Raw genomic sequence first — 22,272 nt, forward strand, 5'->3', positions numbered from 1 at the left:
GCCAGACCCGGCCGCGCCCGGTTCGCCCGAGCCGGGCGCGGTCCTCGGCGCGCCGGTCCGGCCCGTGGTAGGAGTCTGGGGTGCGCCGTCTCCCCGCCCTCGCCCTGGTCACGGCCCTCGCCCTGACCTCCTGCACCGCCACGCCGTCCAGCGGCCCGACGCCGGCCCCTGGCTCCAGCAGCCCGTCCGCCTCGCCGACCGGCCCCAGCCCGGACGACGTCGTCGCGACCACCACCGTCGTCGCCGGCGGCGGCGAGGTGACCATCGAGGTGCACCCCGTCGTCCGGGCCGGCGAGCACGCGGTCCTCACCCTCGACCTGCAGCCGTCGGCGGACGACCTCCCCGTGCACGACCTCTTCGACACCGAGATCGGCGTCCAGACCACCGCCGGCGGGGCCGTCCGACTCGTCGACCTCCCCGCGGGCACGGTCAGCAGCGTCGCCCTCGACGCCGACGGCGACGCCGTCACCACCTTCGAGCCGTCGGCCCAGCTCCCCGCGGACGGCCTCCGCGTCTCCGCCGCGTACGCCGCCCCGCAGGGCGACACCACCGGCCTCCTCCTCCCGGGCGCCTACCTCCCGGAGGTCCCGGTCATCGACGCGCTGCCCGACGGCGAACGGTCGCCTTCGGCGGTCGCGTCACCGGGTGCCTCGGGGACCCCGGGCGAAGGCGACCCGGACACTGGAGGCGACCGCCCGGCGTCGGGCAACGACCTCGACCTCGGCGCGATAGCCGACGCGCCCGTCGCCACCCTCGAGTCGTACACACGCGAGCTGGACGGGGCGGTGTCGACCCTCACCTCGACCGAGCAGGTGGTCGTGACGCTCGGCGCGGACGTGCTGTTCGCCGTCGACTCGGCAGACCTCGCGCCCGAGGCGCTCGCCGCCGTCGACGCGGCAGCAGCCCACCTCGCCGGACGGGCCCCGGGAACCATCGACGTGGTGGGGCACACCGACGACGTCGCCGACGAGGCCTACAACCTCGACCTGTCCGAACGACGGGCGGAAGCGGTGGCGGCGGCGCTCGCGGAGCGCATCGACACGGGCGACTACCCGGTCCGCACCTCCGGCCGCGGCGAGGCGGAGCCGCTCGTGCCGAACGACGGCGACACCAACCGGGCGCTGAACCGGCGGGTCACGCTCACGCTGACGTCGGAGGTGGTGACGGAGGTGCCGGTGGCGACGTCGGGCGACCTGCCGGCGTTCGAGGCCGGCCCCACGGGGACCGGGCCGGAGGGCGTCGAGGTGGAGGCGACGCGCCCCTACCGGGTGAGCGCTCCGCGGGCCACCCGGGTGGACGGGCACCTCGTGGTGGAGGTGCAGGTCACGGCCCTGGACCAGGAGGTCGACTCGGCGTTCGGGGTGGCGTTCCTCAACGGGATCTGGTCGTACCGGGGCGAGGGCAACGACTCGCCCAAGGACGCGATGGCGCTGACGGTGCTGTCGGGCGGCACGGCCGTGTACCCGCTGGACTACCGGGCGGGCGAGACCGCCGGCGGGCGGCCGGTGTGGTTCCCGCTCGGCGAGACCGACACGCTGCGGCGCATCGACGGCGGGCAGACCCTCACCTACGTGGCGATCTACCCCGACGTGCCCGGCGCGGAGACGGTGACGCTCCAGCTGGGCGAGGCGACGGGGACGGAGCCGCTGCGGCTGACGGACGTGCCGGTGGAGTGACGCCGGGCGGGGCCGTGCGCGGGCCCGGCGGGCGGGCGGCATCACCGGTGTCGGACCCGAGGAGTAACCTGGATCCAGCCCGCCACCCCCGCCGAGGGGGAGGTGGGCCCGCCGTCGTGCGTCCTCCGCACGCTGCCGGCCACTGCAGGCGCCCCAGCCGCCTCATGCGCCACCACCTGCCGCCGCCCGCGAGCCACGAAGGACCTCCATGAACCTCACCGGCCTGCTGCCCGCTCTCCTCGCCGACCCGGGAGCCGCCGCCGCCGTCGAGCACGTCCAGGTACGGGGCGCGGCCGACGTGGTGGGCCCGGCGGGGGTGCGCCCGCCGCTGCTGGCGGCCGCCGCACGGCACCGTCCCCTGGTGGTCGTGACCGCGACGGGCCGCGAGGCGGACGAGCTCGCCACGGCGGTCCGCGCCTACCTGCCCGACGGTCACGACGACGACGTCGCGGTCCTCCCGGCGTGGGAGACGCTGCCGCACGAGCGCCTCTCGCCCCGCGCCGACACCGTGGCCCGCCGTATCGCGGTCTTCCGCCGCCTGGCGCACCCCACCGCCGAGACCGGTCAGACGGGCCCGATCCGGGTCCTGGTCATGCCGGTCCGCGCGCTGCTCCAGCCGGTCGTCGACGGCCTGGGCGAGCTCGAGCCGGTGAGCCTCGGCATCGGCAGCACCGCCGACCTGACCGACGTGGCCCAGCGGCTCACCGACGCCGCCTACAGCCGCGTCGACATGGTGGAACGGCGCGGCGAGTTCGCGGTGCGCGGCGGCATCCTCGACGTCTTCCCGCCCACGGAGGACCACCCGCTGCGGCTGGAGTTCTGGGGCGACGAGGTCACGGAGATCCGCTGGTTCTCCGTGGCCGACCAGCGGTCGCTCGAGATCGCCGACCAGGGTCTCTGGGCCCCGCCCTGCCGCGAGATCCTCCTCACCGACGCCGTGCGCGAGCGCGCCGCGAGCCTCGTGGAGCAGCTCCCCGGCGCCGTCGAGATGCTGGACCGCATCGCCGCCGGCATCGCCGTCGAGGGCATGGAGTCGCTCGCCCCCGTGCTCGTGGACCACATGGTCCCGGTGCTGGAGCTCGTGCCCGAGGACGCCCTGCTGGTCGTCAACGAGCCCGAACGCGTTCGCCGCCGGGCCCACGACCTCGTCGCCACCACCGAGGAGTTCCTCGCCGCGGCGTGGTCGGGCGCGGTCGCCGGCGGCGCCGCGCCGATCGACCTGTCGGCCGCGTCGTTCGCCACGTTCGCCGAGGTGCGCGACGTCGCCGCGCGGCGCGGGCTCGGCTGGTGGACCCTGTCGTCGTTCACGCAGGACGCGGAGCTGGCGGCCGACGGCGCCGCGCTCGCCTCGGACGGTCAGCCCGCCCAGGGTGCCGCGAACCTGGACGGCGAGGCGCTGTTCACGATCGCCGCGCGCGACGTCGAGTCCTACCGCGGCGACCTGCAGCGTGCGCTCGACGAGGTGCAGACCCTGCAGAAGGCCGGCTGGACCCTCGTCCTCACCACGGAGGGCCACGGCCCCGCGAAGCGCATGACCGAGCAGCTGGGCGCCGCCGGGACCGCCGCCCGGCTGGAGGCGAGCCTGGCGGGAGACGCGCCCGAGGGCGGCATCGTCCACGTGGTCCCCGCCACGGCGGGCAAGGGGTTCGTGGCGCCCGACCTGCGCCTCGCCGTCTTCTCCGAGCAGGAGCTGACCGGCCGCGCCGGGACGAGCACGCGGGACATGCGGCGCATGCCGTCGCGGCGCCGCAACGTGGTGGACCCGTTGCAGCTGAAGGCCGGCGACTACGTGGTGCACGAGCAGCACGGTGTGGGCCGGTTCGTGGAGATGGTGCAGCGCACCCTCGGTACGGGCGGCAACGCCGCCACGCGCGAGTACCTGGTGCTGGAGTACGCGTCGTCGAAGCGGGGCCAGCCGGGCGACAGGCTCTTCGTGCCGACGGACCAGCTGGACCAGGTCACGAAGTACTCGGGCGGCGAGTCGCCCAGCCTCAGCAAGATGGGCGGGGCCGACTGGAAGAACACCAAGGCCCGGGCCCGCAAGCACGTCAAGGAGATCGCGTCGGAGCTGATCCGGCTCTACAGCGCCCGCATGGCCACGCAGGGGCACGCTTTCGGCCCGGACACGCCGTGGCAGCGGGAGCTGGAGGACGCGTTCGCCTACGTGGAGACGCCCGACCAGCTCGCCACGATCGACGAGGTCAAGGCCGACATGGAGAAGCCTGTGCCGATGGACCGCCTGGTCTGCGGCGACGTGGGCTACGGCAAGACGGAGATCGCGATCCGGGCGGCGTTCAAGGCGGTGCAGGACGGCAAGCAGGTGGCCGTCCTGGTGCCCACCACGCTGCTGGTGCAGCAGCACTTCGAGACGTTCTCCGAACGCTACGCCGGCTTCCCCGTGACGGTGAAGGCGCTGTCCCGGTTCCAGAGCGAGAAGGAGTCGGAGGCGGTGATCGAGGGCCTGCGCCAGGGCACCGTGGACGTGGTGATCGGCACGCACCGCCTGATCACCGGCGCGGTCCGGTTCAAGGACCTGGGCCTCGTCATCATCGACGAGGAGCAGCGGTTCGGCGTGGAGCACAAGGAGACGCTCAAGCAGCTGCGCACCAACGTGGACGTGCTGGCGATGAGCGCCACGCCCATCCCGCGCACGCTCGAGATGGCGGTGACCGGCATCCGGGAGATGTCGACGCTCGCGACCCCGCCGGAGGAGCGGCACCCGGTCCTCACGTACGTGGGGCCGTACGAGGAGAAGCAGATCGGCGCGGCGATCCGGCGCGAGCTGCTGCGCGAGGGTCAGCTCTTCTACGTGCACAACAAGGTGGAGTCCATCGACCGGGCTGCCGCCCACCTGCGCGAGATGGTGCCCGAGGCCCGCATCGGCGTGGCCCACGGCAAGATGTCCGAGAGCCAGCTCGACCAGGTGATCCGCGGGTTCTGGGAGAAGGAGCTCGACGTCCTGGTCTGCACCACGATCATCGAGACCGGCCTGGACATCTCCAACGCGAACACGCTCATCCTCGAGCGGGCCGACGCCCTGGGCCTCTCGCAGCTCCACCAGCTCCGCGGCCGGGTGGGGCGCGGGCGTGAGCGGGCGTACGCGTACTTCCTGTACCCGCCGGAGCGGCCCCTCACGGAGACGGCCCACGACCGGCTCGCCACGATGGCCGCCCACACCGACCTCGGTGCGGGCATGCAGATCGCCATGAAGGACCTCGAGATCCGCGGCGCGGGCAACCTGCTCGGCGGGGAGCAGTCGGGCCACATCGCGGGCGTCGGGTTCGACCTCTACGTGCGCATGGTGGGCGAGGCCGTCGCGGCGTTCCGCGGCGACCGCGAGGAGGAGAAGCCCGAGGTCACCATCGAGCTCCCCGTCGACGCGCACCTGCCCGAGACGTACATCGCCACCGAGCGCCTGCGGCTCGAGGCGTACAAGAAGATCGCCGCCGCGCACGACGCCGCGGCGCTCGACGAGGTGCGTGCCGAGCTCGTGGACAGGTACGGCGCCCTGCCCGACGTGGCCCAGGCCCTCTTCGAGGTCGCGGGCTTCCGCAACTACGCCCGCGACGCCGGGCTGTCCGACATCACCGCCCAGGGAAAGCTCATCCGGTTCGCCCCGGTCGACCTGCCGGAGTCCGCGCAGATGCGCCTCAAGCGCCTCTACCCGGGCACCATCCTCAAGCCCGCGATCCGGGCGTTCCTGGTCCCGTACCCCACCACGGCGCGGATCGGCGGGCGGCCCCTCCGCGGCGCCGAGGTGCTCGCGTGGGCTCGCCAGCTCATCGACGCGGTGATCCTCGCGGACGTGGCTGCGGCGGCAAAGGTGGGCACGCGGGCCTGAGCCGCGGCAGCCTCAGGGGCCCGACGCCGGACGGGTCGCCTCGCGCGGAAGGCGACCGGTCCGGCGTCGGGCAGCACGGGCGGCCGGTGCCGAGGTCGTCACCTCGTCTGCCAGGGCCGGTGCCGAGGCGGACCGGCGGGCGCGCTCGCCCAGGGTGCGCGAGAGCCCGAGCGCCGGCTGCTCGACCGCGAGGTAGAAGCCCGCGGCGAGCACCAGCGACACGGCCACCGCGAGGGTGCCCCACGGCAGCCACGCGGCGCCGGTCGTGCCGGTGAGCAGCGCGAGCGCGACGACCACCGGCTCGTGGACCAGGTACAGGCTGAACGACCGCTGTCCCAGCCACTGGGCCGGCCGCCGCTCGAGCACTCGTCGGAGAGGCTCCCACGTCATCGCGGCGACCAGGAGGCCGACCACGCCGGCGAGCGCGAGGGCGTCGGCCGCGAGACCCGCGGCCTGCCCGGCCACGCCCCAGCCGGGCGACGGCGCGACGAGCGCGAGCCAGCTCACCAGCAGCACCGCGGGCCAGGCCCACGGGCCGCGTGCCGTCACTGCGGCGGCCGCGCGGTGCAGCCGGTCCGCGTCGTGGGCCAGCACCATGCCGATCCCGAACACCGGCAGGAACTCCAGCGGCCGGGCGAGCGGGACGGGCAGGCCCAGGTGCGGGGCCGCGACGGACACCGCCACGAGCAGCGCGATCCACAGCCCGCCGTGGCCGCGCACGGGGAGCCGGCGGAGCAGCAGCCACATCACGGGCAGCAGGAGCGAGAACCAGACCTCCCAGGCCAGCGACCAGAGCGGGCTGTTGATCCAGGCGGGCCCGATGCCGCCCAGCAGCGTCAGGTCCATGAGCACCGAGAGCACGTCCGGGTCGGCGTGCAGCGCCAGCCACCGGGCGGCGCTGGGGTCCCGCGGCACGGCGAGCGCGACGGCGAGCGCGAGCGCGACGGCCCCCCACACGGGGACGTAGAGCCGCACGAGCCGCTGCGCGTAGTAGGCGCGGACAGCACCGGGGTGCGTGCCGTCCAGCCGCCGCCCGGCGTAGACGGTGAGCACGTAGCCGCTCAGCACGAAGAAGACCAGCACCGCCTCCTGACCGGCCCAGACGATCCGCAGCGGCGTGCCGACGATCCACCACGCGGGCGAGCCCGGCTCGGGAAGCACGGGCCCCAGGTGCACCATCGCGAGCTGGGGGACGACCATCAGCGTGTGGTGCAGCACGACGACGAGCGCCGCGGCGCCACGGAGGCCGTCCAGGGAGCGCAGGCGGCCGGGCGCGACCGCCGGTGCGGCCGCGGTGGGGCTGTCGGGCACGAGGCTCCTGTCCGGTGCAGGTCGGTAGGGCGCGAGGCGGATGGGGGGCGGGGCAGGTCGAGGCTAGGTGCGGGGACCCGTGGTGGGACCGGCGCGCCGGGCGTCCACGGCGGATTCACCCGGACGATCACCCGGTCGGGATGGCACCGGAGCGGATCGAATCGATACGGACAATGGTCAGTACCCTGTCCATTAGGGCGCTTTCCGGTTACCCTGGTAACCGGAAAGGAACTCGACCTCCATGGCCCGCACCTCTCTACGCACCCAGCGTGACCTCCTGCAGCTCGGGGAGAACCTCCGCGCCTGGCGCAAGATCCACGGACTGACCGCCCAGCTCGTCGCCGACCGTGCCGGCATCACCCGCACCACGTTGCGCGGCATCGAGACGGGTACCGGCGCGGCCAGCCTCGAGAACGTCCTCGCCGTCCTGCGCGTCCTGGGCGTCGCCGACGCCGTCGTCTCAGCAACCGACCCGCTCACCACCGAGATGGGCCGGTTCCACGCCGAGCGGACCCTCCCGCAGAGGGTCCGGATACCGAGGTGACCGGATGACCATCCATGTCGCGGTGCAGCTTCCCGGCGCGGAGCACGTCCACGCGGGGGAGCTCGACATGGTGCTGAACCGTGGCGGGGCGCTGATCGGCTCCAGCTTCCGGTACGACACCGACTACCTGCGCCACCCGCGGGCGTACCCGCTGTGCCCGGAGCTGCCCCTCACGCCCGGGTCCATCCCCTCCAGCGGCGACCGGCCCCTGTTCGGCGTGTTCGCCGACTGCCAGCCGGACCAGTGGGGCCGTACCCTCCTGTTCCACGCGGAACGGCTGACCGCCAAGGCCGAGGGCCGGCGGCTCCTCACGCTCACCGAGGTGGACTTCCTCCTGGGCGTCCAGGACGACACGCGGCTGGGGGCGCTACGGCTGTCGGTCGACGGCGGCAAGACCTTTCTCGCCCCGGCCCGCGCCGAGGTGCCGTCGCTCCTCGACCTGCCCACCCTCACCGACGCGGCCGACGCCGTGGCGAACCACCGCGAGACCGACCAGGACGTGCGGCTGCTCGTCCAGGCCGGGACTTCGATGGGCGGGGCGCGGCCCAAAGTGACGGTGCGCGACGCCGACGGGTCGCTGTGGATGGCCAAGCTGCCCGAGCAGGGCGACCGCTGGGACGTGCAGGCCTGGGAGTACGTGACCCTGCGGCTCGCGTCCCGGGCGGGCATCGAGGTGCCGGTGGCCCGGCTGCACCGCATGGACGAGCGCCGCACCATCCTGCTCACCCGGCGGTTCGACCGGACCCCCGACGGCACGCGCATCGGATTCCTCTCCGCGGACAGCCTCACGCAGAAGGCGTTCTTCGAGACCATCGACTACCGGACGCTCGCGGAGACGGTCGCCGACCACTCCGGCCGCCCGGCCACCGACGGCCACGACCTCTTCCGGCGGGTGGCCTTCACGCTCCTGGTCCGCAACATCGACGACCACATGAAGAACCACGGGTTCCTGCGCCGGGCCGACGGGTGGACCCTGTCCCCGCTGTTCGACGTGAACCCCAACCCGTTCGCCGTGGCCGAGTCCACGCCGCTGCGCCCCAACGGTGACCGCCTCGACCGGGACGTGCGCGACCTTCTGCGCACTGCAGACTCCTACGGCCTCCGCGGCGACGAGGCGCGCCGCGTCCTGGCCGAGGTCGAGGCGGCGACGGCCGGCTGGGCCGATCTCGCCCGGTCGGTCGGCCTGCCCGCCGAGGAGATCGCCCTCATGGCGGAGGCGTACGACAACCCGAACCGCTCGGAGGCGAAGGGCCTGGCGGCGTAGCAGGATCGCTCGAACCACGGGGCGTCGTCGTTCGTTGAGCCAGGGGCAGACCGCGGCTCGTCGTCGGATCGGAGAAGCGCATGGTGACCGGACTCGTGGTGCTGGCAGCCGTGGCGGGGGTGGCCGTCGTCGGGTCGGTCCTCATCGGGCTGCTGGTGAGCGGGCGTCCTCGCCCGGAGGGGACTGTCGAGGGCGGGGCTACCTCGGGCGCGTTCGGTGAGCTCGTGGAGGTGTTCCAGCCGTCGAGCGTGCACCTCACCGAGGAGCTTCAGCGCAAGCGGCACGATGTCCAGCTCGCACCGGACGCCGACCCCGGCACGACGATCGACCTCGAGAAGGGCGTCGCGGTCCTCCGGCCGGAGCCGTGAGGTGAACGCGCCGGACTGCTTCCAGGGTCGGTCAACGAGTGCTAGGCGTGCCTGGAAGCAGTCCGGCGCGTTCTCCTGGCGGCCGCGCAGCTCACCGCCCGGCGAGCGTCACCGCCAGCGCGCCCAGCGCCTTGAGCGTCTCCTCGGCCGCCGGGGCGTCGTAGCCGCGGGTGCACACGGCCACGACCAGCGCGCCGGGTCCCGGGTCGCCGAAGTACGCGACGTCGTGCCGGATGCCGTCCACCCAGCCGGACTTGGACCCGAACTCCAGCCCGGGCGGAGCCGCGGCGGTGAGCTGCCGGTCGTCCTGGCGCCGCAGCAGCCCCAGCATCCACGCCGTCCGCTCGGCCCCGGCGAGCCGGCCGGCCACCAGCGCGCCCAGCAGCCGGGCGAGGTCGGCGGCCGTGGTCCGGTGGGAGGCGCCCGCGGCCTCGGCGGCGAGGTCCGAGTACTTGCGCCCGAAGGTGCTCGACGACGCCCCGGCGTCGGCCAGCGCGGCCGCCACGGCGGGCAGGCCCACCCGCTCGACCACCATGTTGGTGGCCTCGTTCGACGACACCGTGACCATGCGGTCCACCACGTCCCCGAACGGCATCGGCATGCCCGGCGCGGGCATGCCGGGGTCGATGTCGTCCGGCTCGATCGTGTACGGCGGCGCCCCCGGCACCTGGGACGCGAAGGTGTGCGTGCTGGTCAGGGACTCGTCGAGGGTCGCCGTCCCCGCGTCCAGCGCACGGGCGGCCGCGACCAGCACCGCGAGCTTCACCGTCGAGGCGGCGTAGAACTCCTCGTCGGGCAGGCGCTCGGCGAGCACCTCGCCCGATGCCCGCGCCACCCGGTACGCCACCACCGGCACCCCGTCGGAGTGCGTCCCTGTCGACACCATGTCGCGTCCTCTCGATCGCCGATCCCGTTGCCCACCCCCGCCGAGACAGTGACTTCGTCGAACCAGGTCACTGTCTCGGCGGGCCGGCCGCGGACGAGCGCACCACCTCGGCCCACGCCGCCACCAGGGCTGACGCCTGTGCCGTGTTCTCGTCCGCCCGCTCCATCGCCGCGGCCGCCAGGGCGGCGCGGTCCACCCCCTCGGCGGACAGGGCCGCCTCGTCCCAGGTCGCCACGCGCTCGGGGTGCGCCTCGGGGTGGAACTGCAGCCCCCAGGCGGCGTCGCCCACGCGGAACGCCTGCACGGCGCACACGTCCGACGACACGAGCAGCGTCGCCCCCGGTGGCAGCGCCGTGACGGAGTCCTCGTGGTTCTCGATCATCCACAGGGGCCCGTCGCCGACGACGTCACGCACGGCCGAGAACACCGGGTCGTCGTCGGCTGCGGGCAGCAGGCGCAGCGCGCACATGCCGCGCTCCGTCTCGCCCGACGCCGCCGTCACGGCCCCGCCTGCCACGTGGGCGAGCAGCTGGCCGCCGAGGCACACGCCCAGCACGGGGACGCCGTCGGCCAGCGCCTGCGACGTCAGCGCGCGCTCGCGCGCCAGCCAGGGGTGGCGGGCGTCGTCGTCGGGCATGAAGCCTCCGCCGAGGAGGACGAGCCCGGCGTAGCCGGCGAGGTCCGACGGCAGGTCGGCGCCCGGGACCAGCTCGGGGGAGAGGCCCGCGTCGGCGAGCCATCCGTCGAGACGGCCCGCGCCGCTCGTGGTCGAGTTCTGCACCACGAGCACCCGCGTCACGGGCGCACCTCCGCCAGCGGCCGCGCGAAGTGGCAGGCGGCGCGGTGCGCGCCGTCGCCCAGCAGCAGCGGCACCTCCCCGCTGCACGACGGCGGCACGCGCCTCGCCTGCACCTCCTCGCCCTCGGGCACGGGCACGGACGCCTCCGGCAGCGTCGGAGCCAGCCAGCACCGGGTGTGGAACGGGCAGCCCGACGGCGGCGAGACGGGCGACGGCGGGTCGCCCTCCAGGAGGATGCCGCGGCCGTCGGAGAGACGGACCGTCGGGTCGGCGACCGGCACCGCCGAGAGCAGCGCCTGCGAGTAGGGGTGGCGGGCGCCGTCGTACACCGTGTCGGCGGGACCCTCCTCCACGACCCTGCCCAGGTACATCACGGCGACGGAGTCGGCGATGTTGCGCACAACCGCGAGGTCGTGGGCGATGAAGACCGTGGACAGGCCGAGCTCCGCCTGCAGGTCGGCGAGGAGGTTGACCACCTGGCCCTGCACGGACACGTCGAGCGCCGACACCGGCTCGTCGCAGACGAGGATCCGCGGACGCAGCGCGAGGGCGCGCGCGATGCCCACACGCTGGCGCTGCCCGCCCGAGAACTGGTGCGGGTAGCGGTTCGCGTGGTCAGGGTCGAGGCCCACGAGCTCCAGCAGCTCCCGCACGGCCCGCTCGCGCCCGCCGCGGGGGATCGTCCGGTGGATGGCGAAGGGCTCGCCCACGATCTCGGACACCGACATGCGGGGGTCCAGCGACGTGTACGGGTCCTGGAACACCATCTGCACGTCACGGCGAAGGGCGCGGCGGTCGGCCCTGGACATCGTGGCGACGTCGGTGCCGTCCATGAGGACCTGCCCGCTCGTGGGCTCCTCGATGCCTACCAGCACGCGGGCCAGCGTGGACTTGCCCGAGCCGGACTCGCCCACCACCCCGAGGGTGCTGCCGCGGCGGAGGCTGAGCGAGACGCCGTCGACGGCCCGCACGGCGCCCACCGTGCGGCGGAGGACGAGGCCGCGGCGCACCGGGTAGTGCTTGACCAGGTCACGGACCTCGAGCACGACGTCGCTCATCGCGGGTCTCCTTCCGGGGCGGTCTCGGCCGGGGCCTCGCCCGGCCCGGCCGGGGCCTCGGTCTCGGCCGGGGCCGACGCCCCCCGCAGCACGTCGCCCGCGAAGTGGCACGCGGACCAGCGGTCCGGGGCGGCCTCGACGAGCGGGGGCGGCGGGTCGGCGCGGCAGACGTCCTGCGCCAGGGGGCAGCGGGGATGGAACGGGCAGCCGGCGGGCCGGTCGCCCGGACCGGGCGGACGCCCGGGGATGACGGGGAGGCGCGTGCGCGACCCGAGCTGCGGCACCGACTGCAGCAGAGCCCGCGTGTACGGGTGGGCGGGGGAGCGGAACGCCCCGAGCACGCCCGCCTGCTCCACAGCGCGGCCCGCGTACATGACGGTCACGTCGTCGGCCACGCCGGCCACCACGCCGAGGTCGTGGGTGATGAGGACGAGCCCCATCTGCCGCTCGGCCTGGATCTCCGCGAGGAGACGCAGCACCTGCGCCTGGACGGTCACGTCGAGGGCCGTGGTGGGCTCGTCGGCGATGAGGACCTTGGGGTCCAGGGCCAGGGCGCACGCGATCATCACCCGCTGCCGCATGCCGCCCGAGAACTGGTGCGGGTAGTCCTTCACCCGTTCGCGGGCGTGCGGAACCTTGACCAGGTCGAGCAGCTCGACGGCGCGCTGCCGCGCCTCGCCGCGCGAGATCCGGTGGCGGGCGCGCAGGGCCTCGGTGAGCTGGAAGCCCACGGTGAGCACCGGGTTCAGGGCCGCGAGAGCGTCCTGGAACACCATCGCGACGTCCTGCCCGCAGCGGGCGCGGTGCTCGCGAGGCGTCAGGGCCAGCAGGTCCGTCCCGTCGAGCCGCGCGGTGCCGCGCGTGACGCGCGCCGTCGGCCCGAGCAGGCCCATCACGGCCAGCGACGAGACCGACTTGCCCGACCCGGACTCGCCCACGATCGCGAGCGTGCGTCCCGCCTCGACCTGGTAGGTGAGCCCGTCCACGGCGCGCACCACGCCGCCGGGGGTGCGGAACTCGACCGCGAGGTCGGTCACCTCGAGCAGCGGCGTGCCCGACGCCGGTCGCGCACCCGGGTGCACCGTGCCCGGCTCGGTGGTGGGCCCGCTCATGCGGCCAGCCTCGGGTCGAGGGCGTCGCGCAGGGCGTCGCCGAGCACCACGAGGGCGAGCACCGTCACGACGAGGCAGGCCAGCGGGTAGAGGAGCAGGTGCGGGTGACCGCCGGTCACCCATTCCGAGCCGTTCGAGATCATGAGTCCCCAGCTGATGGCGGGCGGGCGAACGCCGATGCCCAGGAACGAGAGCACTGCCTCGGCGCCGATCACGCCCGCGATCGACGTCGGCACCAGGGCCGTGACGGGGCCGATGGCGTTGGGCAGCAGGTGGCGCACCATGATGCGGAGGTCGGACGCGCCGAGCGCCCGGGCCGCGGTGACGAAGTCCTGGTTCTTGACCTCGAGCACGCTCGCCCGCACGTACCGGGCGTAGCCCATCCAGGCGAACGTGGTGAGCACCAGGGCGGGCAGCAGGATCGTGCCGAGGGTGCCCGACCCCAGGTCCACGCCCTGGAACAGGGAGAGCAGCAGCATCGCGGCGAGGAGCAGCGGGATCACGAGGAGCACCTCGATGACGCGGGTGACGAGCTTGTCGACCCACCCGAGGTAGTACGCCGCGAGCACGCCGAGCGTGATGCCGACGACGAGCGCGACCCCCACCACGAGGAACGCGAGCAGGAGCGACGGGCGTGCCCCGTGCACCAGCTGGGCGAGCAGGTCGCAGCCGAAGCTGTCGGTGCCGAACGGGTGCTCGCCACCGAAGCCCTGCGGGGCCAGGCGGGAGTCGCCGATCACGCAGCGCCGGGGGTCGGTGCGGGTGAACAGGCCGGGAAAGGCGGCCATCACCAGGAAGAACACGAGCACCACGGCGGCGACGATCACGTCGGGCCGGAAGCGCAGGCTGCGCCAGGCGTCGGACGCCAGGGTCCGTGCGGGGGCCTCACTCATAACGGATCCTCGGGTCCAGGGCGGCGTAGAGGACGTCCACCACGATCATCACGACGACGGTCACCACGGCGAGGAGCGTCACGACGCCGAGGACGAGCGAGACATCGCTGCCCTTCACGGCGCCCCACAGCACGCCGCCCATGCCGTTGATGTTCATCAGTCCCTCCGTCACGACCGCGCCGGCCAGGGCCTCGGTGAAGACGAGGCCTATCGCGGTGACCACGGGGATGGACGAGTTGCGCACCACGTGGTGGAGCACCACGTACCGCTCGGGGAGGCCCTTCGAGCGGGCCGTCCGCACGTGCTCGCCCGAGTACGACTCCAGCTGGCTGGCGCGCACCAGGCGCACGAACGCGGCCGAGCCGGAGACGCCCAGCAGGATGCCGGGGACGATCACCGTGGCCCACGGGTGGTCGGCGTCGAACGACGGCCGGAACCACAGCGCGGGCCAGCTCTCGCTGCCGAACGTGTCCCTGGCCCACTGGTGCACCGGGACGGTGACCACGAACTTGTAGAGCAGCAGCAGCACGAACACCGGGAGGGCGTCGACCAGCACGGTGGTGAACCGGATCCCGTGGTCCGCGGGGCGGCCGCGCCATCGTGCGGCGACCGAGCCCAGCACCATGCCGATGGTGAGCCAGGTGAGCGTCACCACGACGAACAGCCGGAGGGTGTGCGGGGCGGACTGCGCCACGATCTCGGTGACGTCCCGCCCGCGCAGGTTGGTGCCGAAGTCCCCCTGCGCGTACGCGACGAGGCGGTCCACGAACGGTCCCGCGCACGGGTTGCCGACCTGGTCGTAGCAGGGGTCGTCCAGCCCGTACCGCTTCTCCACGGCGGCGAGCTGCGACGCGGAGGGCTCGTGCTCGCCGAAGAAGGCGAGCGCGGGGTTGCCGTTCAGCTGGATGGCGAGCGTCGTCAGCAGGTGCAGCACGACCATCACCAGGAACAGCGTGCCGACGGCCTGCAGCACGCGTCTCAGGATGTAGCGGCCCAATGGTCTTCCTCGGTTCTGTGGGGCGCGCCGAGACAGTGCCCTCGTCGGACGGAGTCACTGTGTCGGCGATGGTGCCGTGCCGAGACAGTCACCTCGTCGGACGAGGTGACTGTCTCGGCAGGGGAGTGCGCTTACTCCGCCGCGACCTCGAGCGGCCGGAGCTTGATCTGACCGCTGAACGGGTCGAGGATCACGTTGCTCAGGCGCTCGCTGTGGTAGCTGCGGCTGACGCTGAACCAGAGCGGCACGGTCGGGAAGTCCGCCGCCAGGGCGGCCTCGGCCTCCTGGTAGTGCGTGACGGCCTCGTCGAGGGTTGCTGCGCCGTCGCCGGCCTCGATGGCTGCCTCGAACTCGGCGCCGTAGTAGCCGAAGTTCGTGTTGCCCTTCTCGGGGTCGCCGCTCGCGTACACGGGCGCCAGGTAGTTCTCGTTGAGCGGGTAGTCGGGGAACCAGTTGTTCCGGAAGATCCCGGTCATCTCACGGTTGCGCCGCTTCGAGCTGAAGTCCTCGGTGGTCTCGAGCTGGTAGGGGATCCCGAGGGTCTCCTGGATCGAGTCGCCGACGGCCTTGAACAGCTCGGCCTCCTCCTCGTCGGTTCCCGCGGTGATGGTCAGGGTCTGACCGGCGGGCCAGCCGCCCGCCGCGGCGAGAGCGGCCTTGGCGGCCTCCGGGTCGAACGTGCAGAACTCGCACGTCCCGGCCTCGCCGCCCGGGACGCCACCCGGGACCACCCAGCTGTCGGCGGGGACGCGCTCGCCCGGGACGATCGCCTCGATGATGCCCTCGCGGTCGATCGCCATGGAGACGGCCTTGCGGAGCTCGACGTTGGTCCACGGCTCGCCGAGGTACAGCGGGAAGCCGACGTAGGTGAGGGCGGCACCGGGGCGCTCGACGACGCGCTCGGCGAGGTCGGGGTCCGCCTCGACGTCGCCCAGGTCGGCGGCACTGGGTGCGCCCTCGTCCAGGTTGCCTGCCATGAAGTCGGCCCAGGAGGAGCTGCCGGCAAACTCGGTCCACTCGACGGCGTCGAAGGACGGGGCCTCGTCGAGGGCGTAGTCGGCCCACTTCGAGGCGGTCAGCTTCTCGCCCTGGACCCACTCGTCCACCTGGAACGGGCCGTTGCCGATGGGCTTGACGTCGCACGCCTCGACGTCCTCCAGGCAGGCCTCCGCCACGGGGAAGAAGCCGGTGTAGCCCAGCATCGTCGAGAAGCCCGCGAACGGGCCGTTCAGCGTGACCTCGAGCGTGAGGTCGTCCACGACCTTGACGCCCGACAGCTCGGTCGCCGTCGGCTCGACGGTGACGACGCCGGCGTCGTCCGTCTCGCCCTGCATCTCGTCGTAGCCCACGAAGCGCTCGAAGAAGTAGTTGTTGGCCATCGCGTTGGGGCCGTACGCCGCGTAGTTCCACGCACGGGCGAACGCGGCCGCGTCGACGGGCTCGCCGTTCTGGAACGTCAGGTCCGGCTTGATGGTGATGGTCCAGACGGTGTTGTCCTCGGTCGAGATCTCCTCGGCCACATAGTTGTACGGCTCGGTGGTCTCGGGGTCGTAGCGCACCAGGCCGTCGTAGACGACGTCCAGGACGGCGATGTTGTCGTCGACGTTCGAGTCCATCGGCAGGAGCGTCGCCACGTCCTGGTTGAGGGCCAGGTGGACGGTCACCGGCTCGTCGGTCTCCGCCTCACCCCCGCCCGCGGTACATCCCGTGGCCACGAGGGCCACGACGGCGAACCCTGCGGCCGCTGTGGTGATCCGAGCTTGCCTCACGTGCATAGCCTCCCCACGTCATCGTTCCCGGAACGAGGAGTTCGCCCCCGGGAGGCTTGGACAGTACCGCTGGACCGGTCACAAAGCGTGCTGAACGGTGTAAACCCTCGGTAACGATCCGTCGCCTGGGGCGACCACGTGGGCCGAGCCGGCTCCGGAGCGTGCGTCCGCGAGACGGGTGTCGGCGATGTCTGCCTCGGCGTCCTCGCACCTGGCTCGTCGGGCGGGGCGTCGAACTCGGCGAACGCGGCGAGCCGCGTCGAAAACGTTACACAAAATAGTCCACCAGCCCTCGACGGACCCGGCGCCCGTCTGTAGCATCGAGCGCACCGGGACGGGTGGCACAGGTGCCGCCAGGTGAGGGAACCCCCGGCACGCCGGGGACGCCCCCGGAGAAGACACAGCGGGAACTGCGCGCAAGGGAGCGCTTCATGCATCTCAGAAATCGTTTTACAGCCCGACCCCTCGGTGCCCTCGCGGCGCTCGGGCTGGTCCTGGCCGGCGCAGTCACGACGGTCACGGCAGCCTCGATCGCGACGGCCGAGGACGTGGTCCTCCTCGAGAACGGCTTCGAGGACGGCACCTACGCCCCCTGGGGTCCCCGAGGGGGCGTGACGCTCGCGATCACGGACGCGGAGGCCCACGCGGGCGCCGCCAGCCTCGCCGTCACCGGCCGCACGGCCGAGTGGCAGGGCGTCGCCACCAGCTCGTCCGGCCTCTTCGAGCCGGGCGGCAGCTACACCGTCGAGGCGTGGGTCAAGCTTCCGGCGGGCACCGCCGGCAGCACCGGCGTCCACTTCACGGCCGAGCAGACGCCCGCCGACGGCAGCGGCAACACCTACACCTGGATCGGCGGGTCGGTCACGGCCACCGCCGGCGAGTGGGTGAAGATCGGCGGCACGTACGCGTTCCCCGAGACCCTGAGCAGCGCCACGATCTACATCGAGGCCGCGCCGGTCGACGGCGTCCACCCCTCGTTCCTCGTGGACGACGTCCGGATCACCGGCACCGCGCCCACCCCTGACGTCACCACCGTCACCGCCGTCGACTTCGAGGACGGCACCACCGGCACCTGGACCCCGAGCGGCTCCGCCGCGCTCGCGTTCGTCGACGACGGGGCGGGCGGCCAGGCGCTGTCCATCACGCGCGCCGCCGACTACGAGGGCATCCAGTCGCCCACCGGCATCTTCGAGCCGGGCGTCACCTACGACTTCTCGCTCCGCGCCCGGCTCCCCGAGGGCGCGGCGGGCACGCCCGGCTTCCGCTTCGTGGTGAAGCCCGCCTACGACTGGGTCGGCAACACGACCCTGTCGTCGACGGAGTGGACCACCGTCACCGGTTCGTGGACGGCCCCCGCCGACGGCGACCCGGCAGCGCTCCAGGCCTACCTCGGCAGCGACAACCTGGACGCGCCCTACACGATCCTCGTCGACGACATCGTCGTCACCACCGAGAACGGAGGCAGCGTGCCCGACGTCGTCCCGGGCGGGGCGGTCAACCCCGTCACCACGCCGGTGCGCCTGGCCATGGGCAGCGGCAACGTCTCGGCCCTGACGTTCGACGACGGCCCCAACCCCGGCACCACGCCGGAGCTGCTCGACTATCTGGCCGAGAACGACCTCAAGGCCGTCTTCTGCGTCATCGGCCAGAACATCCAGGCGGAGGGCGGCGCGATCCTGCTGCGCCGGATCGTGGCCGACGGCCACGTCCTGTGCAACCACTCGACCGGCTACGCCGACATGGGCTCCTGGACGGCCGAGCAGGTGCAGGCCGACCTGGTCGCCAACATGAACATCATCCGCGACGCGCTGGGCGACCCGAACGCGCAGATCCCGTTCTGGCGCGCCCCCAACGGCTCGTGGGGCGTCACGCCCGGCGTGGCCGTGAGCCTGGGCATGCAGCCGCTGGCCGTGGTCAACACGATCAACGACTGGTCCACGCAGGACGTCGCGACGCTAACGGCGAACCTCCGCACGGCCATGAAGCCGGGCGAGGTCGTGCTCGCGCACGACGGCGGCGGCGACCGTGACGGCACGCTCGCCGCGGTGCGGACGGTCGTCACCGAGCGCCTGGCCGAGGGCTGGACCTTCACCTTCCCGCAGGGCACCCCGCCGCAGGGCGGCTCGGTCGCGCTGAGCACGGACTTCGAGTCCGGCCTGGACGGCTGGGGCCCGCGCGCGGGCAACGCGACCGACCCCACGGTGGAGATCACCACCGCCGACGCCGCCTCGGGCGCGCAGTCCGCGATCGTCAGCGGGCGGGACAACCAGGGCGACGGCATCGGCCGTGACGTGACCGGCCTCCTCTCCGAGGGCGTCACCTACGACCTGTCCGCCAAGGTCCGCTTCCCCGCGGGCGCCGCCACGGACGCCGTCTGGCTGAGCATGGCGCGCACCGTCGACGGTGCCACGTCCTACTCGACGCTGGGCCAGTTCGACACCGTGACGAACAGCGGCTGGACCGAGGTGCGGCAGAGCTTCACCATGGGTGCCGCGGAGTCGGCGTACCTGTACTTCGAGACGGACTACAACGGCACCAACACGAGCGACTTCCTCGTCGACGACATCGTCGTCGAGGTGCCGGAGCCGCCCGTGATCCAGGACCTGACGGGCATCAAGGAGACCACCTCCTTCCCGGTGGGCGTCGCGATCGACAGCCGCGAGACCGTGGGCTCGGCGTCGGACCTCCTGCTGCGCCACTTCAACCAGATCACCCCCGAGAACCACATGAAGCCGGAGGCCTGGTACGACGCGGACCGCACGTTCCGCATCCACCCCGAGGCCGCCGCGCTCATGGAGTACGCCCAGGCGAACGACCTGCGCGTCTACGGCCATGTGCTGACCTGGCACAGCCAGACCCCGGCCTGGTTCTTCCAGGACGAGGCGGGCAACCCGCTGACCACGTCCGAGGCGGACAAGCAGATCCTGCGCGACCGTCTGCGCACCCACATCGACAACGTCGCCCGCGCGCTCAGCGCGTACGGCGAGTTCGGTGGCGGCAACCCGGTCACGGCGTTCGACGTGGTGAACGAGGTCGTCAGCGACGGCGGCGAGTACGAGGACGGCCTGCGCCGGTCCGAGTGGTACCGGATCCTGGGCGAGGAGTTCATCGACCTCTCGTTCCAGTACGCCGACGAGACGTTCAACGGCACGTACGCCGCCGCCGGCGCTGAGCGTCCGGTGACGCTGTTCATCAACGACTACAACACCGAGCAGGGTGGCAAGCAGGACCGCTACCGCGCGCTGGTGGAGCGGCTGCTGAGCCGCGGCGTGGCGCTCGACGGGGTGGGGCACCAGTTCCACGTGTCGCTCGCCATGCCGGTCTCGGCGCTCGACGGCGCGATCGCCCGCTTCACGGACCTGCCGGTGACCCAGGTGGTCACCGAGCTCGACGTGACGACCGGCTCGCCGGTCACGCAGGCGAACCTCATCGAGCAGGGCTACTACTTCCGGGACGCGTTCCGGTCGTTCCGGAACCACGCCGAGGACCTGTACTCGGTCACGGTGTGGGGCCTCACCGACGGCCGCTCGTGGCGCGCCGACAACGGCGACCCGCTGGTCTTCAACGACGCCTTCCAGGCCAAGCCGGCCTACTACGGCGCCGTCGACGGCGAGCTCCCGGCCCGCCTGCGCACGGCGAACGTCTTCCGGGGCGACGTCGCGCTCGACGCGGCCGCCACGTCCTCGCCCGAGTGGTCGCGGCTCCCGCTCCACACCATCGAGGAGAAGGCAAAGTTCCAGCTCCGCTGGGCCCCGGACCACGTGACGGCCTACGTCGCGGTGTCCGACGCCGCCCCCGCCGGCTCGGGCGACTCCGTCACCTTCCAGGTGGGTACGGCCGAGTACACGGTGAACCGTGACGGTTCGGGCGACGCCCCCGCGGTGACGTCCGAGCGCGAGGGCGGCTGGGCCGCCGTCGTGCACCTGCCCGTCACCGCCACGCAGGGCGGCACGCTCGCCCTCGACGTCCGCGTCGCGGACGACGACGCTGTGACCGGGTGGAACACGCCCGGGGCGACGGGGACGCTGACGCTGGTCGAGGAGCTGTCGTTCCTCGAGGTGGTCGAGGCCCGCACGGCCCCGGCGATCGACGGCACGGTGGACGCCGCCTGGGCCGACGCCGAGGTGGTCACCACGGGCAAGCAGGTGTCGGGCACCGACGGCGCCGCCGCCGAGGTCCGCACCCTGTGGCAGGGCAGCACCCTGTACGTGCTCGCCGAGGTCACCGACCCCGTCGTGGACGTCAGCGGCTCCGACCCGTGGATCCAGGACTCCGTCGAGCTCTACGTGGACCCGGGCAACGCCAAGAACGGCTCCTACCGGTACGACGACACGCAGATCCGCATCAGCGCGGAGAACGCCGTCTCGTTCGGCACCGGCGACGAGGCGTTCCAGCGCAACCGCGTCGTGAGCGCCACGACCCGCACCGAGACCGGCTACCGGGTCGAGGCGTCGGTCTCGCTGCTCGAGTACGGCGGCCTGGACACGTTCCACGGCATGGACTTCCAGGTCAACGACGCGGCCGCCGGTGTCCGCAGCTCCATCCGCAACTGGGCCGACCCGACGGGCGCGGGCTACCAGTCCACCGCCCGCTGGGGTGTGGGACAGCTCGTGGGCCCGGCCGTCCCGGCCTGGGACGCGGGCACGGTCTACCGCGCGGGTGAGCAGGTCCAGCACAACGGCTCGATCTTCGAGGCCCTGTGGTGGACGCGGAACCAGACCCCCGGCACGCCGTGGGGACCCTGGGCCGAGGTGGGCGACGAGATCGTCTGCACCTCGGGCACGCACCCCGAGTGGACCTCCACGTGGGTCTACGAGAAGGGCGACACCGTGGTGCACGACGGCCACGTGTGGACCGCCAGGTGGCACAGCCGCACGCAGGAGCCGGGAGCCTCGAAGGGGAGCCCCTGGAAGGACTCCGGCACCTGCTGAGAGCTTCACGGGTCCCGGGTACCACCGCCCGGGACCCGTGAGAACGGGTGACGCGTTCCCACGCCCCTGGGGCGCGGCACCTACCCCCCAAGGCCGGGCGGGTCGTCGACAGACGGCCCGCCCGGCCGGCGTCACACCGCCGTCAGGTCCTTCACGGCGCCCTTCGCGATGCGCAGGCGGCGCGGCATGCGGCGGGCCACGCCCGAGTCGTGGGTGACCATGATCAGCGTCAGCCCCTGCTCCTTCCACAGCCCTTCGAGCAGGTCCACGATCTCGTCCCGGGTGTCCTCGTCGAGGTTCCCGGTGGGCTCGTCGGCCAGCAGCACCTTGGGGTTCTTCACCAGCGCCCGGGCGATCGCCACGCGCTGCTGCTGCCCGCCGGACAGCTCGCCCGGCAGGTGCGAGCCGCGGTCGCCCAGCCCCACCGACGCCAGCGCGGCCGCCGCGCGGGTCGCGCGCTCCGCGGCGGGGAGCCCCTCCGGCACCAGCGCGGTCTCCACGTTCTCCTGCGCCGTCAGCGTCGGGATGAGGTTGAAGCTCTGGAAGACGAACCCGATGGTGCGGGCCCGGGCCCGGGTCAGCTCCGCGTCGCTCATCCGCGCCAGGTCGACGCCGTCGAGGGTGATGGACCCGGCGGTGGGACGGTCCAGCCCGCCGAGCATCTGCAGCAGCGTCGACTTGCCGCCACCCGTGGGGCCCTGGATCGAGACGAGCTCGCCGTCGTCGATCCGCAGGCTGACGTCGTGCAGCGCGCGTACGACGCGCTTGCCCTGCTGGTAGGTCTTGCTCAGACCGGTGATCTCGTACATGGCTGTTGCCTTTC

At 73.1% G+C, this 22,272-nt stretch carries 15 protein-coding genes; 6 read left to right on the forward strand and 9 right to left on the reverse strand.

Annotated elements, in window-relative coordinates; translation table 11 throughout:
- Nucleotides 1–80 precede the first annotated feature (80 nt).
- Both AC060K_RS15600 and mfd read left to right on the forward strand, forming a co-directional pair.
- Nucleotides 81–1,676 carry an OmpA family protein gene (locus tag AC060K_RS15600; protein WP_483766322.1) on the forward strand — a complete coding sequence of 532 codons (1,596 nt, stop codon included), beginning with the start codon at nucleotides 81–83 and terminating at the stop codon, nucleotides 1,674–1,676.
- A gap of 208 nt (nucleotides 1,677–1,884) precedes the next feature.
- Complete coding sequence (mfd, locus tag AC060K_RS15605; RefSeq protein WP_483766323.1) at nucleotides 1,885–5,517, forward strand: transcription-repair coupling factor; 3,633 nt, start codon at nucleotides 1,885–1,887, stop codon at nucleotides 5,515–5,517.
- Nucleotides 5,518–5,529: 12 nt separating this feature from the next.
- Here mfd and AC060K_RS15610 read toward each other — a convergent pair whose 3' ends face one another.
- Nucleotides 5,530–6,828 (reverse strand): acyltransferase family protein, encoded by a 1,299-nt coding sequence (locus AC060K_RS15610; protein ID WP_483766324.1) that lies wholly within the window; start codon nucleotides 6,826–6,828, stop codon nucleotides 5,530–5,532.
- A 241-nt stretch (nucleotides 6,829–7,069) separates the two neighbouring features.
- On the opposite strand from AC060K_RS15610, the gene AC060K_RS15615 reads away from it, so the two are divergent.
- From AC060K_RS15615 to AC060K_RS15625, 3 genes are all read left to right on the forward strand, one after another.
- Entirely contained in the window at nucleotides 7,070–7,372 is a 303-nt protein-coding gene (locus tag AC060K_RS15615) for a helix-turn-helix transcriptional regulator (protein ID WP_483766325.1), read from the forward strand.
- A gap of 4 nt (nucleotides 7,373–7,376) precedes the next feature.
- Nucleotides 7,377–8,636, forward strand: a complete 1,260-nt coding sequence (locus AC060K_RS15620) for a type II toxin-antitoxin system HipA family toxin (RefSeq protein ID WP_483766326.1) — start codon at nucleotides 7,377–7,379, stop codon at nucleotides 8,634–8,636.
- Nucleotides 8,637–8,716: 80 nt separating this feature from the next.
- Entirely contained in the window at nucleotides 8,717–9,004 is a 288-nt protein-coding gene (locus AC060K_RS15625) for a DUF6191 domain-containing protein (RefSeq protein ID WP_483766327.1), read from the forward strand.
- Between the two features lie 91 nt (nucleotides 9,005–9,095).
- Here the strand turns inward: AC060K_RS15625 and AC060K_RS15630 are convergent, their stop codons facing one another.
- From AC060K_RS15630 to AC060K_RS15660, 7 genes are all read right to left on the reverse strand, one after another.
- The gene (locus AC060K_RS15630; RefSeq protein ID WP_483766328.1) at nucleotides 9,096–9,890 is read right to left on the reverse strand and encodes a serine hydrolase; all 795 of its coding nucleotides are present in this window, start codon (nucleotides 9,888–9,890) and stop codon (nucleotides 9,096–9,098) included.
- Between the two features lie 67 nt (nucleotides 9,891–9,957).
- Nucleotides 9,958–10,689: a type 1 glutamine amidotransferase gene (locus AC060K_RS15635; protein WP_483766329.1), complete on the reverse strand. Its 732-nt coding sequence runs from the start codon at nucleotides 10,687–10,689 to the stop codon at nucleotides 9,958–9,960.
- Nucleotides 10,686–11,747: an ABC transporter ATP-binding protein gene (locus AC060K_RS15640; protein ID WP_483766330.1), complete on the reverse strand. Its 1,062-nt coding sequence runs from the start codon at nucleotides 11,745–11,747 to the stop codon at nucleotides 10,686–10,688. The genes AC060K_RS15635 and AC060K_RS15640 overlap by 4 nt, the downstream gene beginning before the upstream one ends.
- Nucleotides 11,744–12,859 (reverse strand): ABC transporter ATP-binding protein, encoded by a 1,116-nt coding sequence (locus tag AC060K_RS15645; RefSeq protein ID WP_483766331.1) that lies wholly within the window; start codon nucleotides 12,857–12,859, stop codon nucleotides 11,744–11,746. The genes AC060K_RS15640 and AC060K_RS15645 overlap by 4 nt, the downstream gene beginning before the upstream one ends.
- Entirely contained in the window at nucleotides 12,856–13,752 is an 897-nt protein-coding gene (locus tag AC060K_RS15650; protein ID WP_483766332.1) for an ABC transporter permease, read from the reverse strand. Before AC060K_RS15650 ends, AC060K_RS15645 begins: the two co-directional genes overlap by 4 nt.
- Nucleotides 13,745–14,725, reverse strand: a complete 981-nt coding sequence (locus AC060K_RS15655) for an ABC transporter permease (protein ID WP_483766333.1) — start codon at nucleotides 14,723–14,725, stop codon at nucleotides 13,745–13,747. Before AC060K_RS15655 ends, AC060K_RS15650 begins: the two co-directional genes overlap by 8 nt.
- A gap of 155 nt (nucleotides 14,726–14,880) precedes the next feature.
- On the reverse strand, nucleotides 14,881–16,518 hold the full coding sequence (locus AC060K_RS15660; RefSeq protein ID WP_483766334.1) for a peptide ABC transporter substrate-binding protein: 1,638 nt from the start codon (nucleotides 16,516–16,518) through the stop codon (nucleotides 14,881–14,883).
- Nucleotides 16,519–16,949: 431 nt separating this feature from the next.
- Here AC060K_RS15660 and AC060K_RS15665 point away from each other — a divergent pair, with 431 nt between their 5' ends.
- Entirely contained in the window at nucleotides 16,950–21,449 is a 4,500-nt protein-coding gene (locus AC060K_RS15665) for an endo-1,4-beta-xylanase (protein ID WP_483766335.1), read from the forward strand.
- Nucleotides 21,450–21,580: 131 nt separating this feature from the next.
- On the opposite strand, the gene AC060K_RS15670 is transcribed toward AC060K_RS15665, so the two are convergent.
- On the reverse strand, nucleotides 21,581–22,258 hold the full coding sequence (locus AC060K_RS15670; protein WP_483766336.1) for an ABC transporter ATP-binding protein: 678 nt from the start codon (nucleotides 22,256–22,258) through the stop codon (nucleotides 21,581–21,583).
- Nucleotides 22,259–22,272: the final 14 nt, after the last annotated feature.

This window comes from Antribacter sp. NEAU-D49, assembly GCF_057158775.1.

Coding starts and splice junctions, on each gene's coding strand:
- mfd (WP_483766323.1), top strand. CDS start 1,885: ATGAACCTCACCGGCCTGCTGCCCGCTCTCCTCGCCGACCCGGGAGCC.
- AC060K_RS15615 (WP_483766325.1), top strand. CDS start 7,070: ATGGCCCGCACCTCTCTACGCACCCAGCGTGACCTCCTGCAGCTCGGG.
- AC060K_RS15620 (WP_483766326.1), top strand. CDS start 7,377: ATGACCATCCATGTCGCGGTGCAGCTTCCCGGCGCGGAGCACGTCCAC.
- AC060K_RS15625 (WP_483766327.1), top strand. CDS start 8,717: ATGGTGACCGGACTCGTGGTGCTGGCAGCCGTGGCGGGGGTGGCCGTC.
- AC060K_RS15630 (WP_483766328.1), bottom strand. CDS start 9,890: ATGGTGTCGACAGGGACGCACTCCGACGGGGTGCCGGTGGTGGCGTAC.
- AC060K_RS15640 (WP_483766330.1), bottom strand. CDS start 11,747: ATGAGCGACGTCGTGCTCGAGGTCCGTGACCTGGTCAAGCACTACCCG.
- AC060K_RS15645 (WP_483766331.1), bottom strand. CDS start 12,859: ATGAGCGGGCCCACCACCGAGCCGGGCACGGTGCACCCGGGTGCGCGA.
- AC060K_RS15650 (WP_483766332.1), bottom strand. CDS start 13,752: ATGAGTGAGGCCCCCGCACGGACCCTGGCGTCCGACGCCTGGCGCAGC.
- AC060K_RS15665 (WP_483766335.1), top strand. CDS start 16,950: ATGCATCTCAGAAATCGTTTTACAGCCCGACCCCTCGGTGCCCTCGCG.
- AC060K_RS15670 (WP_483766336.1), bottom strand. CDS start 22,258: ATGTACGAGATCACCGGTCTGAGCAAGACCTACCAGCAGGGCAAGCGC.